Below are 16,879 nucleotides of genomic sequence, written 5' to 3' on the forward strand. Positions count from 1 at the left end.
TGCCCACCCAATATCCCATGCCGTGAGTGGCGGGAAGTTCAGGCCGTATTTGTCGAGGTCCTCCATACGCCGTCGGAGCCGCCGGTAGTGGAGTTCGTGTCGGGCCGCGGCGGGTGTTGAGCCAGCCGTCGTGGGGTGAAGCTGGTGCGCCCCACTTCATCCGTTCCGATAGGTGATGCAACATTGCATGCTGACCACGGAAAGCGAACGCTCAATTAAGGAACACTGCCATACGTCTGATGTGGTGATCGTCGATGCTATAGAAGTCCCCTGTGGTACGCGGAGCGTCCATTGGGCTGGTCCCGAGTGAACAGACCTATTTGAATACGCTGGCAGCGGTCGGGTAAAAGGTGTCGCCGGACACGCAGTTTCCTTCGTTCATTGGAGCGGTGGGATGTGATGCGGCGTGCGTCACTGCTCGGCGTTGTCGAACCCGGGCACCGCTGCAGAGGAACGGGCCTCACGCGGAATATTCATCTTTGCAAGACGGATCTTTGCCTCCATCACCCCAGCCATACAATGGCAATGGTCTAGTTTTACTGTATGGTGGTATTGAGACCTGTATCACATGGGGCATCGAGAATGTCCGTTCGGGCATGAACCGGACAACCCGGCAATCAGCAGCACTTGACGATCTTCCATTCGTAAATGAAGCTCTCTTCGTCGCGGGGGCGAGACGGACTCGCATTTGGCGCAGAGGCGGCTCGCATGCGGTGGTTTTCTGTCGGTAGTACGCGTCGGTTGTCCGTATTGGCGGTGGTGACGCTCCTGTGTGCCGGCATGTCGGCCGGCCGCGCGTCGGCCGCTCCACCTCCTGAGGTTCCGGACTCGGCACCGACTACGCCGACCGCCGTGACGCAGGAGCAGGCGTTGGCGAAGGCGCGGGCGACCGGCAAGGCGGTGCCCGTCGACGGCGCGACTACCCCGACGTCGACGGTGTCTGCGAACCCGGATGGTTCCCTCACGCTGACGTCGTCGGCGGCACCGGTCCGCAAGCGCGTCGGTCAGGAGTGGCTCGCCCTCGATCCGGTCCTTCGGCTGACGTCCGACGGCACGATCGTGCCGGGTGTGACCACCAGCTCAGTCGTACTGTCCGATGGCGGGACCGGTCCGCTTGCGGTCCTGGACAATGGCGGCCGGCGCATGAGCTTGCAAGCGCCGATGACACTGCCCCGGCCGACCCTGTCCGGTGCGACGGCAACGTACACCGATGTGCTGCCGGGCGTAGACCTGCAGGTCACTGTGGACGAGCAGGGCGGCTTCGGTCAGGTGTTCGTCGTGCGGAACGCGGCCGCAGCCGCAGCACTGGCGACGGTGCGGATCGGGCTGCAGACCGCTGGGCTCACCGTTCGTGCCGACACGGCGGGGAACCTGTCTGCAGTGGATCGCAGCGGCAATGCGGCCTTCACCGCGCCGACCCCGATGATGTGGGACTCAGCTGTCGCGAAGTCGGCGGCAAGCGGTGCGGCACCATCCGGCTCGGCCACCGCCCAGCCCGGGGTCTCAACGAGTGTGACCGCTGCTGCCAGTGCCTCACCGAGCGCGAGTGCCCAGCCCAAGACCCCGCCGAGCGCTCAGGCTACGGCACAGGCCAGCGCTCAGCCCGTTCCGCAGGACCAGGGCGGCGTCGATCCGTCAACGCGCCGCCCGGCGGTTTCCAACTCGCGCGGTCCTGGTAAGGCGGCGCGGATCGTGGCGCTCGGCGTGAAGGTCAGTGCCGCTGACATTGTCCTCACGCCGGACCCGGCGGTTCTCGCTGCGGCAGATCTCGTGTACCCGCTGTACTACGACCCGGTTTGGACGCCGGTCAATGTGTCAAAGTCGGCGTGGGCGACGGTCCCGAAGCAGTTCCATGGCTCGAACTACTACAACAAGACGCCTGACCCGACCGGTCACATGCAGGTCGGCAACTCCGGCAGCGGTGGCATCTGGTCCCACACGCTGATCAACTTCGGTATCCCGTCAGTGTTGAGCGGGGCGACGATCGCCAGTGCGAGCCTGACGATGACCGAGGTGTACTCGTTCTCCTGCGCCGCCAGCGAGATCGACGTGTTCGCCCCGGCGACGACGTTGACGAGCGCGAACGCGACCTGGGACTCGTGGTCGTCGGTGAACCTGGGCTCGAAGGTCGACGGCCCGGTCACCGCGCACGGCTACAGCAGCGGCTGCCCCGCGGCCAGCGTCGGATTCAACGTGCTGCCGGCGGTCAACAGTGCCGTGGCCGCGCACAAGGGCACGCAGACGTTCGTGTTCACCGCGGTCGACGAGGCCTCGAACACCAACGGGTACAAGGAGTTCGACGCGGGAACACCGCAGCTGAACATCACCTACAACCATCCGCCGGCCACACCGTCGGGTCTGACCACATCGCCGAGCACCGACTGCACCGCGACGACACCCACCGCTGTCGGTGACGGCAACGTCAGCCTCTACGCGCCCGTGTCGGACCCGAACGGCGGCACGCTCGGCGTCGCGTTCCAACTGTGGAAGGCCTCAACGCCCGGAACGTTTCTGGCATCGTCGGACCCGAACGTCCTGACGTATCCGTCTGGTAGCACGGCAGTGCTGGTGGTGCCGGAGACGGTACTCAAGGCGGCGGCCGGCACCCCCACGACAGCGACAACGTTCGCCTGGCACGTGCAGACCACCGACGGCATCGTCTCCAGCAGTTGGTCGGCGACATGCTCGTTCGTGTTCGACCCGACGCGTCCCGGAGCGCCGGTGCTGACGATGACCGGCAGCAGCACGATCGGCCAGCCAACCTCCATCGACATCACCGGCGACGCGGGTAGTTCGACCCCCGCCACCTACACGTACCAGATCAACGGGCTGCCACCGGTCACCGTCACGGCCACGAACGGCAACGCGACGGTCTCGGTGACGCCGACCCGGTTCACCAACACCGTCGCCGTCACGGCAGCCTCGGCCGGCGGGAACTTTGGTGATACCGCGACACTGACGTTCAACGCCGCCCCAGCGGCGACCCAGTCCGACCACGACTTCGACGGTGACGGCAACGCCGACCTCACGTCAGTCGGTGTCGGCGGCACGGGTCTGCCCGCAGGACTGTGGCTTGCCCGAGGCTCGTCGAGCAGCCCTCTACAGACGATCGCCGCCGACATCGGCGTCAACGGCACCGCGCCGTTTGCCGGTGCCGGCCCCGCCGCCTACAACGGCACTCAGGTCGTCTCGGGCCGGTTCACCGGCAGCGGCCTGCAGGACGTCTTCGTCTACTACCCGACCGGCGCCAACGCCGGCAACGCCGTCATCATCAACGGCAACGGCGACGGCAGCACCCTGCAGCCGGCGTACGCGGCGACCGTTGTATACGCAGGCGCGATCACCGACATGGCGGGCGGGTACCCGACGCAGTTGGTCAATGCCGGGAATGCCGCCGGGCACAACCTCGCCTACCCGGACCTGCTCGGGGTCAGCAGCGACGGCAGCAGTCTGAACTACTTTCCCAACACGAACTTCACCGGCGGGTACTTCATGACGTACGGGCTGAGCACCCTGACGCCGACCGGGGGTACGGACTGGGGGAACTGGACCCTGGCGACCAGCCAGACCGCGAGCGGTACGACGAATATGTTCCTGTGGAACAAGACCACTGGTGGGTTGTACTTCTGGACCGGAGTGACCGCTGACCCGGACACGGGGACACTGAGCTACACCGCGCACACCATTGCGGCGAGTGGCTGGAACACCGGGGCTGTGCTGTCACTGCAGGCGATGGATGTCAATCACGACGGCATCACCGATCTGCGCACCGTGGCGGGCATGACCGCGAAGACGTACGTCACGAGCAACGTCACCGGCACCAACGCGACGCTCACCGCGCAGAGCCCGCAGACGCTGTCCACTGCCACCCACCAGTGGACCCTCGCGACCGGCACGACCGGCGCCGCGACGACCGCACCGGACGCGATCGGCACCGCGACGCTGACCGGCGCAGGTGCCGCGGCCTGGCATACCGGGGACCTGTTCAGCCCCGACGTCATGCTCAACGTCGACGCCAACGGCGCACCGATCACCTCACCGAACGGTGCGCTGGTCTCCAACGGCCGGCTCATCGACACCACCGCGTCCTTCTCGATCTCCGCCTGGGCAAAGCCCGTCGCTGCCGGCGGCGTGGTGCTCTCCGAGGACGGCGCGCACACGTCGAGGTTCTTCCTGCGCCTGGAACCGACCGACAAAACGTGGCGGTTCGAGATGGCGACCGCGGACACCACCGGCTGGTCCTTCGACCAGGCCCGCGCCGTGCAACCGGCACAACTGGGCGTGTGGACGCACCTGGAGGCGGGTTTCGACGCCGCCACCGGCATCATGGCGCTGTACGTCAACGGCACCCTCGCCGCCACCGCCCACCACTACCCGATGGTCACCTGGCCCGTTACCGGCAACCTCGTCATCGGCGCCCAGCTCAACAGCGACACCAGGACCGGGTGGTATGCCGGCCAGATCGCCGACGTCCAGACATTCGCCGACAACCACCTCGTCAGCGGCGCGATGACCCCCCGCCCGGCGTTGCCGCCCGCCGCCGGCAACATCGTCGACCTCGACGGCGACCTGCTCCCCGACCTGCTGTACCTCGACAACTCCGGCGGCAGCATGTACATCAGCCTCGGCAGCACCAGCGGCGGAACGCTCAGCCGGCAGGTGTCCACCGGGGTGTCGTCCGGCTGGGGCACGGTCAGCCTCTTCACCCTCGCCGACTGGGACGGCGACGGGAAGGTCGACGTGCTGGGCAAGAACGGCGCCAACGACCTGCTGGTCTGGCGCAACACCAGCACTCCCGGGAGCTTCTCCCTCGCCGCGTACGTCGTGCTCGGCAACGACTGGTCCGCGGTGACACGTCTGGTCACCGGCGACTTCAACGGCGACAAGAAGATCGACATCGCCGGCTGGAGCACCGACGGCTACACCCTGTACATCATCCCGAATACCAGCAGCATCGGCAGCCCGAGCCGCGGCACCCGGGTCGCCGCCGACGTCGGCTGGACCACCATCACCAGCACCTGGGCCGCGGAACTCGACAACGACGGCATCACCGACCTCATCGGCCGCAACGCGACCGAAGGCTTCGCCTACCGGGTCACTTACACCGGCGGTACCTACCACATCGCCCCACGCGTGTCCCTGGGCACCGAGTGGGGCGGCTACGGCCGCATCATCACTGGCGACTTCAACGGTGACGGCCGCATCGACGTAGCTGCGTTCTCCACCCCCAACAACGACCAGCTCACCCTCATCCCGAATACCACCGTCGAGCATGTCCTGAGCCGTGGACCGTCCTACGACGTCGGCACCGGGTGGGCATCCGTCACCGCCGTCTTCACCAGCGACTACGACCTCGACGGCTACACCGACCTCATCGGCCGCGCCGGCGACATGCTCTACGCCTGGCGCAACGTCTCCGTCGGCAACGGCTTCCAGGTCGCCCCGCTCACCTCCCTCACCGGCGGCTGGACACCAGTCGGCGTCTTCGCCCAACGGCGCTGAAGTTCGATATGTCGCTCTTCTTGCAGTACGCCCGCTCTCGGCACTCGGACTTTGGACGGACGGTAGGTATGAGGACCCCTGATGGACGCCAGCGAGGCCGTAACCGGGCGGCTGTTGTCGCTGCGGTCCTGGTTGCATCGTTCCTGCAGCCCGTGCCAACGCCGGCCTGGGCGCTGCCGCCCCGACAAGCGCCAGCCATTCCCGCCGGTCCGGCGGTGCACAACGTGACCAAAGCTCCGACCAGTTTCGCGCCGCCCAAGGACACCTCCACGCCCTTCCACGCCACGGCCACCGCCTGGCCCGCCGTCGCCACGGCGGACGTTGCGATGACAGTGCCGGCAGGCGGTGCCAAACAGGTCCAGGCGGTGCAGGCCGGAGCCCTCCCGGTCACGGTCGCACCGGTCGTAGCGTCCGACGGTACTTACGCCGGGCCGCGCCAGGTGCAGGTCCGCGTCCACGACCAGCACGCGGCCGGTGCTGCCGGGGTCAACGGGGTGCTGCTGTCACTGACGCCGCAGCAGAACGGTCGAGGCGACGTCCGGGTCAGTCTCGACTACACCTCGTTCGCCCAGGCATACGGCGGCAACTACGGCAGCCGGCTACGACTGGTGCAACTGCCGGCATGTGCACTCACCTCGCCTCAGCTGGCGGAGTGCCGTGCAGCCACACCGTTGCGCTCGTCGAACGAACCGACGGCGAAACGGCTGGCCGCAACCGTGACGCTGACTGGCACATCTGCGACGCCCATGTCGCCGAGCCTGATGTCCGCCTCCGCCGCGGAGGGTATGCAGCCGATGGTGTTGGCGGCGTCAGCGAGCAGCGACCCAGGCCAGGAGGGCGGTGCGGCGGGCAACTACGCCGCGACCGGGTTGAAGCCGTCCGGCAGCTGGACCGCGGGGTCGAGCACGGGCGCGTTCACCTACAGCAACCCGATCGTCGTGCCGCCAGCAGTGTCCAAGCTGGTGCCGAGCCTAGCGCTGTCGTACAACTCCAGCGCCGTCGACGGACAGACGTCGGCGACGGGAGCGCAGTCCTCCTGGGTCGGTGACGGCTGGTCCACGCCCGACTCTTACATCGAGCAGACGTTCGTCTCCTGCGCCGACAAGCCGGAGGGTTCCCCACCGCCGGTCGTCACGTCGGACACGTGCTATGCAGGGCCGATCCTGACGATGTCGCTGGGCGGCTCCTCGAGCTCGCTGATCTGGGACGCCGCCAAGTCGGTGTGGAAGCCGCAGGACGACAACGGCGAGGTCATCACCCAGGTGACCAACTCGAACAACGGCACCGGCACCTACAACACCGACTACTGGACCGTCACCACCCGCGACGGCACGCAGTACTCCTTCGGCCGCAACCACCTCCCGGGCTGGGTGAGCGGCAAGGCCGCGACGAACTCCGTGGACTACGAACCGGTCTACTCCGCGCACCCGAAGGACGCCACGCACCTGGACCCGTGCTACAACGCGACCTATTCGCTGTCGGTGTGCACGATGGCGTACAAGTGGCATCTCGACTACGTCGTGGATGTGCACGGCAACGCCATGTCGTACTTCTACAAGCAGGACACCAACTACTACGGCCGGTACAACGGTACGACGAACACCGTCTACGTCCGCGACAGCTACCTGGATCACATCGACTACGGCTTCACCGACGGCAACGCCTATGCCACACCGCCGAACATGGTGATATTCAACCCCGGGCCGCGTTGCCTTTCCGGCAGTTGCGCGCTCACCACCGCCAACGCGGTGAACTGGCCCGACGTGCCGGTCGACCTGATCTGCGCCAGCGGCAGCTCCTGCGCCGCCAGGTCGCCGTCGATGTTCTCGACCTTGCGGCTGACCTCGATCGTCACCCAGCAGTACGTTGCCGCCAGCACGCAGTACAAACCGGTGGACACCTACGCACTCAGCCAGACGCTGCCCGCGCCGCACGACCTGACCTCGCCAGCGCTGTGGCTATCGTCGGTCACCCGGACCGGCTCGGCCCCCAACGCCTCGCCGAGCACCGCGATCACCCTGCCCGCGGTCACGTTCACTCCGACGCAGTCGATGCCGAACCGGGTCAGCTCCGCGGACTTCCCCGAGCTCGACCGGTTCCGGATCAGCAGCGTCACCACCGAGACCGGTGCGGTGATCACCGCCTCCTACACCCTGGTTAACCCGTGCACGGCCCCGGTGACCATCGACCCGGCCACCAACACCTCCTCGTGCTACCCGGTGTACTGGACGCCGCAGGGGTACGCCGATCCGTACCGGGACTGGTTCAACAAGTACGTCGTCGACAAGGTCACGGTCACCGACCCGACTGGCGGGGCGCCAGCGACCACCACGAGCTACCAGTTCTCCGGTGGGGCCGGGTGGCACTACGACGACAACGAGGTCGTGCAGCAGAAGTACCGCACCTACGGCCAGTTCCGTGGCTACGGCTCCGTCAAGACCTTCGTCGGCGACCTCACCAACGATCCGCGTACGCAGACGGAGAACACTTACTACCGCGGCATGTCGAACAACAACAACACCACGGCGGTGACCCTGACCGACTCCGCCGGTGGCCAGCACGACGATGCCAACGCCCTGGCCGGCAACGTCCTGGAGACCACCAGCTACCTCGGTGAGAACGGTGGCGTCGACTCCTCCACCATCACCTCGTACTGGATCTCCGCGGCGACCGCCACCCGCAGCCGCACCGGGCTGCAACCGCTGACCGCCAACTGGGTCGCACCCGTGGAGACGTTCACCCGGCAGGCACTGACGTCGACCGGCAGCACCGTCTGGCGATACACCGAGGAAGACACCACCTACGACGCGACCATCACGGACGCGAACTTCGGCCTCCCTACCGCGAGCTACAGCCACACGGTCCCGGCCGATGCGGCGTACGACAACTGCACCACCACTACCTACGCGGCAGCGAACACCACCAAGAACCTCGTGGGTCTGACTGCGCGCGTCGAGACCGACAGCGTCGCCTGCAATCACTTCACCCAGGGCACCCCGGCGTCGGTGCCTGCCTCCGTCAACGCCCTCACCGCGCCCGCGTCGGTGAGCCGACCGGCTCAGGTCGTCAGCGACACCCAGACGTTCTTCGACGACCAGACCAACTACACCACCACGTTCCCGCAGGCCGGCGTGCCCACCAAGGGCGACGTCACTATGGTGCGGCAGGCGATCGACGCCACCAACTACCAGACGAGGGCCCGGGGCGCGTTCGACAACTACGGCCGGCCGCTCACCGCCTGGGACGCCAACGACAACAAGACCACGACCACATACACGATGTCGGCCGGTCTGATGGTGGGCTCGACGACCACCAACGCCCTCAACCAGGCCGTCACGTCCACCTTCGACCCGGCCCGCGGTGCGACGCTGACCGTCACCGACCCGAACGCGGTGGTGACCACCCAGACCTTCGACGCGCTCGGCCGGGCCAGCGCCGTATGGACCAACTCCCGCTCCACCAGCCTGCCGGCGAACTACACCTTCAGCTACGTGGTGTCCAACACCGGCACCACCGCGGCCACGACCAACCAACTCCTCGAAGGCGGCGGCAGCGGCTATCTGCCGTCCGTGGTCATCTACGACGCGCAGTTGCGTACGCGCCAGACCCAGACCAGCGCCGCGTTCGGCACCGGCCGCGTCATCACCGACACCTTCTACGACTCCCGCGGCTGGACCCGGGCGACCTACAACAACTGGTGGGACCCGGCGAACATCCCCGGCACCGCCATCGCCTCGGCCACCGACCTGAACGTCATGGTCACCGACCAGGACCAGTACACCTATGACGGGCTGGGCCGGGTCGTCGTCGGCACCAAGCTCAACAAGGGCGTCGTCGTCTCCAGCACCACTACGGTCCGCAACGGCGACCAGACCACCGTCATCCCACCCACCGGCGGCGTCGTCCAGCGGACCATCACCGACAAGGCCGGCCGCAACGTCGAGATCGACCAGTACGCCGCCGCGCCGACCCTGCACACCCCGGCTAACCCGTTCACCGGCATCTGGACGGTCACCGGCGGCACTACCAACGCGGTCACGTACGGCTATGACAACCGCAACCACCAGAACAGCACCAAGGACGCTGCGGGCAACACGTGGACGTCGACCTTCAACCTCCTCGGCCAGCGCGTCAGCAGCACCGACCCCGACGCCGGGTCGCAGAGCATGGCGTACGACAAGAACAGCAACCTGACGCAGATCACCGACGGACGCACGAAGACGATCTCGTACACCTACGACGCGCTCAACCGGAAGACCTTCCAGTACAACGCGCCGTCCGCCGGCCAGACCGCAGCGAACAAGACGGCTGCCTGGTACTACGACAACTCCAACAGTGTCGCCGGTGTCACGCACGCGATCGGCAAGCTCACGACGTCCATCGGCTACGTGAACGGCGTCGCGTACATCACCTCGCAGGAGAAGGACTTCAACGTCTTCGGCGAGTCGACGGGTCTCACCGTCTCCGTCTCCAGCAGCGAAGGCGTGCTCGGCGGCGACTACGTCTACGGCCACGTCTACACGACCAACCTCGGCCTGCCGCTCAAGGACATCTACCCGGGGCGCAACGGTCTGCCCGCCGAGACCGTGCTGCACACCTACACCGCCGGAGGTCTGCCGAACGGGCTCGGCGGGCTGACCGGTTACGCCGTCAGCACCACGTACGACGCGTGGGGCCGGCCCACCCAGGGAGTCCTCGGCGCCAGCCCGAACCTGTCGTACCTCACCAACACCTACGACGAGCACTCCGGCAGGATCACCAACCAGCTGATCAGCAGGCAGGCCGGTACACCGGCCAACATCGACAACGAGGCCTACACCTACGACCTGGCCGGCAACCTCACCAGGCAGGCCAGCACCCGGCTCGGCGCCAGCACGCCCACGGAAACCCAGTGCTTCACCTACGACAACCTCGACCGGCTTACGAACGCGTGGACCGCCACTGACAACTGCGCCACCACGCCGACCCCGACGGACCGCAGCATGGTCGGCGACAGTCTCGGCACGTCCAGCAGCTACTGGACCGCCTGGACCGTCGACACCATCGGCCGTCGCGCCCACCAGACGCAGTACGGCGCCGTGGCAGCCGGTGACATCGACACGGACTACACCTACGTCGCCAGCCAGCCGCACACGCTGAGGGGTACCACGACCACCGGCGCCACGACCGGGAGCACCTCCTACGGTTACGACCTGGCCGGTAATACCGTCGCCCGCAACGCCGCCCAGGGAAACCAGACCCTGATCTGGAACGACGCCGGAAAACTGACCGACGTCACCGGCGGGACCGCCGGGGCGAGCAAGTATGTGTACGGCCCGGACGGCGACCTGCTCCTGCAAAAGGACCCCGGCTCGACCGTCCTGTACCTGCCGGGGCAGCAGCTGACCCTGGACACCGCGACGGGCATCGTCAGTGGCACCCGCTACTATGCGCTCCCCGGCGGTGGTACGGCGGTCCGCACCGGCACCACCAGCACCGCGGTCACGTTCCAGTTCAGCGACATGCACGGCACCCCGACCGTCTACCTCAACTACACCGCGCAGACCCCATCCTGGCGTCAGAGCACGCCGTACGGCGGCCCACGCGGCACGGCCGCCGCAGCACCCGACAACCACGGCTTCCTCAACCGGCCGACCGACGTGTCCACCGGATTGATCGCTGTCGGGGCACGTCACTACGACCCCGTCATCGGGAGCTTCGTGAGCGTCGACGAGGCGCTGGACACCTCCGATCCGCAACAGCTCGGCGGGTATGCGTACGCCTCGAACAACCCGATCACGCACAGCGACCCGACCGGTCTGTGGACCGACCACGCGGCCGAGGACAGTCCCGCCTACCACCCGAACTGCAACGACAACCCGAAGCACAAGTCGTGCTACGTCGGCTGGTACACCGCGACGACCGTGACCGGGTGCGGAAAGTCCGTCAGCTGCAAGCCGAAGGCCAAAACGCACATCTGCCTCGTCGGATTCCCGTGCAGTGCCGACAACAAGTCACCGCTGCACAACCCCGCGGGCGGGCTCTGCTGCCATCCAGCCGCATCGACCATCGACTGCTCCGCGGACAAGCTCGCCTGCGCGATCGACGCGGGCATGCAGTTCCTGGTGCTGTTCGAGGTCGTCATCTTCGTCCCGATCGACATCGCCCTGCTCATCGCCCCACCGGCCGAGGCGGCTGCGGACTACGCCGAGGTCGCGGTCATCGCAGGGGAGGAGGAGGCAGCCGCAGCGGCCCGCGCCCGGGCTCGGGCCGCCGCGGCGGCAAGGGCCTCGAGGTGCTCGTCGTTCACACCCGACACGCCCGTGCTGATGGCGGACGGCACATCGAAGCCCATTGTGGAGATCGCCGTCGGTGACGTCGTCGCCGCTGGGGAGCCGAGCACCGGCGAGCACCCGTCCCGCAGCGTCACCCAGCTGCACGAGAACCGGGACACCGACCTCGCGGACCTGACCGTCCTCGACTCCGGCGGTGTAGTCGCCGTCGTGCACACCACGCAGAACCACCCGTTCTGGAGCGACACGCGGCACGACTGGGTGGACGCGGGCGAACTACAGCCGGGTGAGGCGCTGCTCACAGATGACGATGCCGCCGAGCTCGTCGTCGCGGTCGCCAATTTCACGGGCACCGCCACGATGTACAACCTCACAGTCGACATCAGCCACACCTATTACGTCCTGGCCGGATCCGCGTTCGTGCTGGTGCACAACGCGCCCATCGGCAAATGCCCGGTAGACCCTACAATCGACCACGGCATGCTGGCTAAGATGCAGATGATCGACGATAAGCTGGCTGAAGGTTACGTCGACATCATCGAGGAAGTGTCATTTGTTACCATCGACGGTACGCCTTTCAGGGCGGACTTCGTTGCCAGGAAGCCAGGCGGGAGATGGGAAGCGTTCGAATCCAAAGGCAACGCTGGCAAGTACACTGATAATCAGGAAATTGGCTATCCCCAGCTCGACTACTTTGGTGCGGAGATCCGCACGGATAAAGTTCCAGGTCTCAAGCCGGGTGATTTCATTCAGATGGACGTTACTTCGGAACGGCGATGGTGCCCAGTATGCAGGCCTTGAGGGATGAAGTGGTGGACCGCATAGGAGCGGCATTCGTCGAGCGTGGCTGGCAGTTGTGGGATGAGGCCGGCCGGGAAACGCCGACGTTGACGTTGAGCCGGCCCAACGACGTCATCCACAGCATCGCACTGACGTCGCTGCCGCTCTCCTTCGGCGGAGTCCGGTTCAGCCCGTCGTTGGAGGTTGCCCATGTGGACGTGAGCCGGCTTGCTGCTGCCTTCGCTGGCCGGTCTTGGAGCGGCGCAGGAGATACGTCCTTGTTCGGCACGACCCTGGCGACGTTGGTCAGAGCGGGAGGGGACCTCAAACAGTCCGCTGTGGGATGGACGATCGAGTCCCGGTCCGACGTCGAACCAGCTGTCGACGCCATGTTCGGGAACATCAAAATTCACGGCATGGCGTATCTGAACAGGTTCCGGGATCTGGAGGACCTGATCTCATGGATGCGCGCCGACAAGGGATACCAGATACTTGTCGGCAACTTGGCTGTTGCCCTGGCGGTATCGGGAGCGAGCGAGGAAGCGGCACAGACGTTGCATGACTACGTGGCGTTCGTCGCTCGGATGCCGCCTGGGGTGTTGCGTGACCGGACGCGTTCATTCGTTGAGGCCTTCGCGGCGCATTTCGGGTACGGCGCGGATGCCGCCGGGCCAGCTGCGTAGGATCGCCGCGTGTCATACGACCTTGCCGTCTGGGAGGGTGACCCGCCCTCCAACGACTTCACGGCGCGCGCGGAGTTCAACCGCTTGTACGACCTCTACATGGGGTCGGACAGTCCCGTGGCACCGGTGACCCGGGTCGCCGCATACGTGGACGCGTTGCTGGACAGATACCCGGATCTCGGCGCCGATGTCGGGCGTGACAGTCCCTGGGCGGCCGGGCCCCTCATCAACGAGGCGCGGGGACCGCTGATCTACTTCGGGATGGTGTGGAGCCGCTGCGAGGAGACGTCGGAGTTCGCTGCCCGGTTGGCGGAAGAACACGGCTTGATCTGCTACGACCCACAGTGGAACCAGCTGCGGACGCCGTTTCGCGAGTCGTGGAGCTTCGAGCTGACCTCCGAGCACGGGCGTCCGTTCCGGGACCCGGACGCCGACCTGGTCCGCAGAGTTCTGGTGCATCTGTCGCCGGGTAACCGATACGCGGTGCTCACCAGAGCCGACGAATGGTCTGTCAAGGTCACCTTAGGCGAACAGGCCGGCACGCGAGCGGGCTGGTACGCAGTCGAACGGCGCGACGGCGCACCCGATCAGCATTTCACCACCGACTTCACACACATCGAGGACGTGGTGCGGGCCTTCGTCGGGTTCCTGGAAGGCGACCCAATGATCACCACTCATCTACCGTGGCGTCCGCACACCGCATGACCGGTGCCCTGTGATACCACCAGCTGCCCTGCACCGTACCCAAACACGGCGCACAGGCGGCTATCTTGCTGTGCGACCATCGCATACGACGCACCCCTGCAGGTGTCGGTACAGCCGTACATGTGGGTACGTCACATCACGGCGTGCCACGAGGCGCCGCACCATCAACCCGTCACCGGGCCCACGCTCGACGTGGCAAGGGACGACGCGTTCCGCAGCGCCGCCCGGCAGAGGGGACAGCCGCTCGGCGGCCGGTCACGCCGGCGAAGGCGTCATGATCGGTACATCGAACGCCGCGAACGCCTCGATCAAGGCCAGGACCATGCAACGCGTTCGTGCTGGTAGCACCGGTTGGTAAGGAACCTTAGGATCTGGAGCGCGACTCAAGCCCAGCAGTCGATCACGGTTCATGTATACAGCCCGAAGATGCGCTGTTCAGACGCCTTGCCGGAACGGTAGGTTTCAGGCGAACCGAAAGCCCGCAGGGCATAGAAACAAACTGAGTGTGCTGTAGATCTTGGCCGACTCAGCGTCGGGTTCAGGTGACCCGACAAGCTGCTGGGACAAAGGATGCGCCGAATGACTTCTCGGCGCGCCGGCGGAGCTCAGGTCCACAGAGCAGCAATGCCGGTGGTCGCCGGGCAAGCGATACGCTGCGGCGCACCATAACGCCACCGGGACGCCTCCTATGGTGTATGCGAGGCAACCGCCGTCAGGTATCGGCGTTGAGATGGTGCGCGTGCTTCGTGAGAGCGGCGAGTTCTTCGCGAGTGTCCCACACCTCGTGGATCGCCCACTCGCCCGAGGTGTCCGGCACCCAGAGGGTGGCAGCCACAGGCGCCTGTTCAGTGGCGTCCTGCCAATAGCGCTCCGCTTCCTGGATTGCCAGATGAGGCCGACCGAGGCTGATATGGCAGCACATCTTGTTGTAGATGTTGACGATGCGTGGCGTGTAGGCGAGACGGCTTGCTTTCTCCAGATGCTCCAGGGCGACCTTCGGGTTCTGCGGGAGCAGGCAGAAGCCAAGGTTATTGAGCGCGTCGGCATTTTCGGGCTGTTCGCGGCACACAAATTCGAACAGGGCGGCTGCCTCTTGACGTCGGCCTTCTCGCAGGAACGACCTGGCATGCCTCTGAACCTGGGCCGTCAGGCGGTTCGCGGCCTCACTCCGTGAAGGCTCGTGGACGGCACGCTGCGCAATCTCCAAGGCAATTTCGGTCAGCACGATCGTGCGTTCCTGCATTAGAAGTACGCGGCAGGGAGGCGTTCCCATGCCCTGTATCCATCGGTACTCCAGATGTAGCGATTCCGTGGACCATTGTCCGAAAAACGTTGTGGAGAATCGGTCGACGATCCATCTGTATTCGGCGTGGAGGCTCATGTCCATGCCGTAGGCATCGGCCAGTGCCGTCTGCAACTCCAGAGGTGTTGGTGCGTCTAGGGAAAGGATGCGTTCGATGTTTGCCGTGAAGATCCACTGGGCGACAAGGCCCAGAGCGGAGGATGCATCATTGAGCGCATTCCCGATGGCGTGCTTGATCATTTCCTCGAAGTCGGCAGGCGTGTGGAGCGCCTGGCTGAATGCCTCCCCGCGGCTACCTTCAAGGCCGAACGCGTGACGCCAGCCACTGAGGTCGGCTCGCCCGGGCCTTCCTGGCTCTGACCCGAGCAGCTCACCGATGATCAGCTCGCCTAGCGGCGGAGCTAGCACCTCCGGCAAGAGCCCATATCGAATGAGGGAGTCGGCATCGAGGCCCCGGTCCGTAAGCTCCTCCATCACCGACCGCAGGAACGTCAAGCGTTGCCCCGCATCCGGACATGCCTGGGAGACGGGACCGCCCCCGTCGCCCTGTGGGCCTTCCTGCAGTACGGCGCGCAGAGCGGTCACAAGACTTACCAGGCGCCATTGGTCCAGTGCTTTGCCTGATTCGGACATCCAGATCTTGCGGGCATCAAACGCGTGCCCTGGCTCGCTGGACATGCCGCTCCCTGAAGCGATGGGCCACTGTCGGGGTGGCCGTGATGGTGAAGGGCTAGCGAAATCGTAAGATCCTGTATAGTATCGTATGCATCAGGAGGCCACAACCATGGATACGATCTTCCAGAGCAGTGATCTAGCAGGGAACCGTCGCGTGGAGTTCCTGCAGGCCGCCCGGTCTGGCCGCGCCCGCCTGCGCGACAAGGACGGCACCAGTCTTGTGATGTTGCCTGAGAGTGATCTCGAATGGCTTGAAGTGATGGCGAAGTGGTCGACCGCGCAGCTTCGGCTCACTGAACTACTGCGGCGAGGTGTAGTGCCAACGGTTAGTGACCTGGGAGAACTCGCATGGCTGCGAACGTTCGACCTCGAAGACCTTCAGTTGTTCGTGGATGAGTTGCACGAGGTTCTCGTTACTGCTCATGCTGACCGTAGTACCGACAGCTTGGATGCTTGCGTCCAAGCATGGCGGACCACTGCGCGTCAGCTCGAAGACCCTCTACGCCGTAAGGTTCTCCTGGGCTCGCATGATGCGGAGGCATTCACCGAAGTATCGCGGCCGGACGGCGTCTTCATCGATCCCGTTGAAGGGTCAGATGCTGGGAGTGTAAGCGATGGTCGAGACAATTGACTGGCAGTGCCTACGATCCCTTACAGCCGGCGAAGCGGCCACTGGCGAAGCCGAACATGGCGCCGCTGTACAGGGTGCTGGTCCACAAGAGTTTCAAGAGCCATTACGACGACCTGATCCAGCGCGTCGGAATCCAACAGGCGCAGCAGTTCTGGGATCATCTGGCCGTGACCCCAGGCGAACCATCCGGGATAGCAAACATCACGATCCTCAAGGGTAAGGCTGGCAACCCTAGGGGTCCTCGTTGGTCCAGAACGCATCATTACGAGCTAACCAGCAAGGCACGAGCCGATTACCAATACAACAATGCGTACACTGCGGCTGCCGG

The 16,879-nt window shown here is 65.6% G+C and carries 6 protein-coding genes; 5 read left to right on the forward strand and 1 reads right to left on the reverse strand.

The window, feature by feature from the left end:
* Positions 1–852: 852 nt before the first annotated feature.
* From AB0K00_RS21680 to AB0K00_RS21695, 4 genes are all read left to right on the forward strand, one after another.
* On the forward strand, positions 853–5,502 hold the full coding sequence (locus AB0K00_RS21680) for an FG-GAP-like repeat-containing protein (protein ID WP_363523268.1): 4,650 nt from the start codon (positions 853–855) through the stop codon (positions 5,500–5,502).
* A gap of 224 nt (positions 5,503–5,726) precedes the next feature.
* Positions 5,727–12,575, forward strand: a complete 6,849-nt coding sequence (locus AB0K00_RS21685; protein WP_363523270.1) for a polymorphic toxin-type HINT domain-containing protein — start codon at positions 5,727–5,729, stop codon at positions 12,573–12,575.
* The gene (locus AB0K00_RS21690; protein WP_363523272.1) at positions 12,563–13,237 is read left to right on the forward strand and encodes a hypothetical protein; all 675 of its coding nucleotides are present in this window, start codon (positions 12,563–12,565) and stop codon (positions 13,235–13,237) included. Before AB0K00_RS21685 ends, AB0K00_RS21690 begins: the two co-directional genes overlap by 13 nt.
* 84 nt (positions 13,238–13,321) lie before the next feature.
* The gene (locus AB0K00_RS21695; protein ID WP_363523274.1) at positions 13,322–13,942 is read left to right on the forward strand and encodes a hypothetical protein; all 621 of its coding nucleotides are present in this window, start codon (positions 13,322–13,324) and stop codon (positions 13,940–13,942) included.
* A gap of 712 nt (positions 13,943–14,654) precedes the next feature.
* Here the strand turns inward: AB0K00_RS21695 and AB0K00_RS21700 are convergent.
* Complete coding sequence (locus AB0K00_RS21700) at positions 14,655–15,923, reverse strand: hypothetical protein (protein WP_363523275.1); 1,269 nt, start codon at positions 15,921–15,923, stop codon at positions 14,655–14,657.
* Between the two features lie 106 nt (positions 15,924–16,029).
* On the opposite strand from AB0K00_RS21700, the gene AB0K00_RS21705 reads away from it, so the two are divergent.
* Positions 16,030–16,551: a hypothetical protein gene (locus tag AB0K00_RS21705; protein WP_363523277.1), complete on the forward strand. Its 522-nt coding sequence runs from the start codon at positions 16,030–16,032 to the stop codon at positions 16,549–16,551.
* Positions 16,552–16,879: the final 328 nt, after the last annotated feature.

The sequence above is a fragment of the Dactylosporangium sp. NPDC049525 genome, from assembly GCF_040676755.1.
GTDB lineage: Bacteria > Actinomycetota > Actinomycetes > Mycobacteriales > Micromonosporaceae > Dactylosporangium.

Coding starts and splice junctions, on each gene's coding strand:
- AB0K00_RS21690 (WP_363523272.1), top strand. CDS start 12,563: ATGCAGGCCTTGAGGGATGAAGTGGTGGACCGCATAGGAGCGGCATTC.
- AB0K00_RS21700 (WP_363523275.1), bottom strand. CDS start 15,923: ATGTCCAGCGAGCCAGGGCACGCGTTTGATGCCCGCAAGATCTGGATG.
- AB0K00_RS21705 (WP_363523277.1), top strand. CDS start 16,030: ATGGATACGATCTTCCAGAGCAGTGATCTAGCAGGGAACCGTCGCGTG.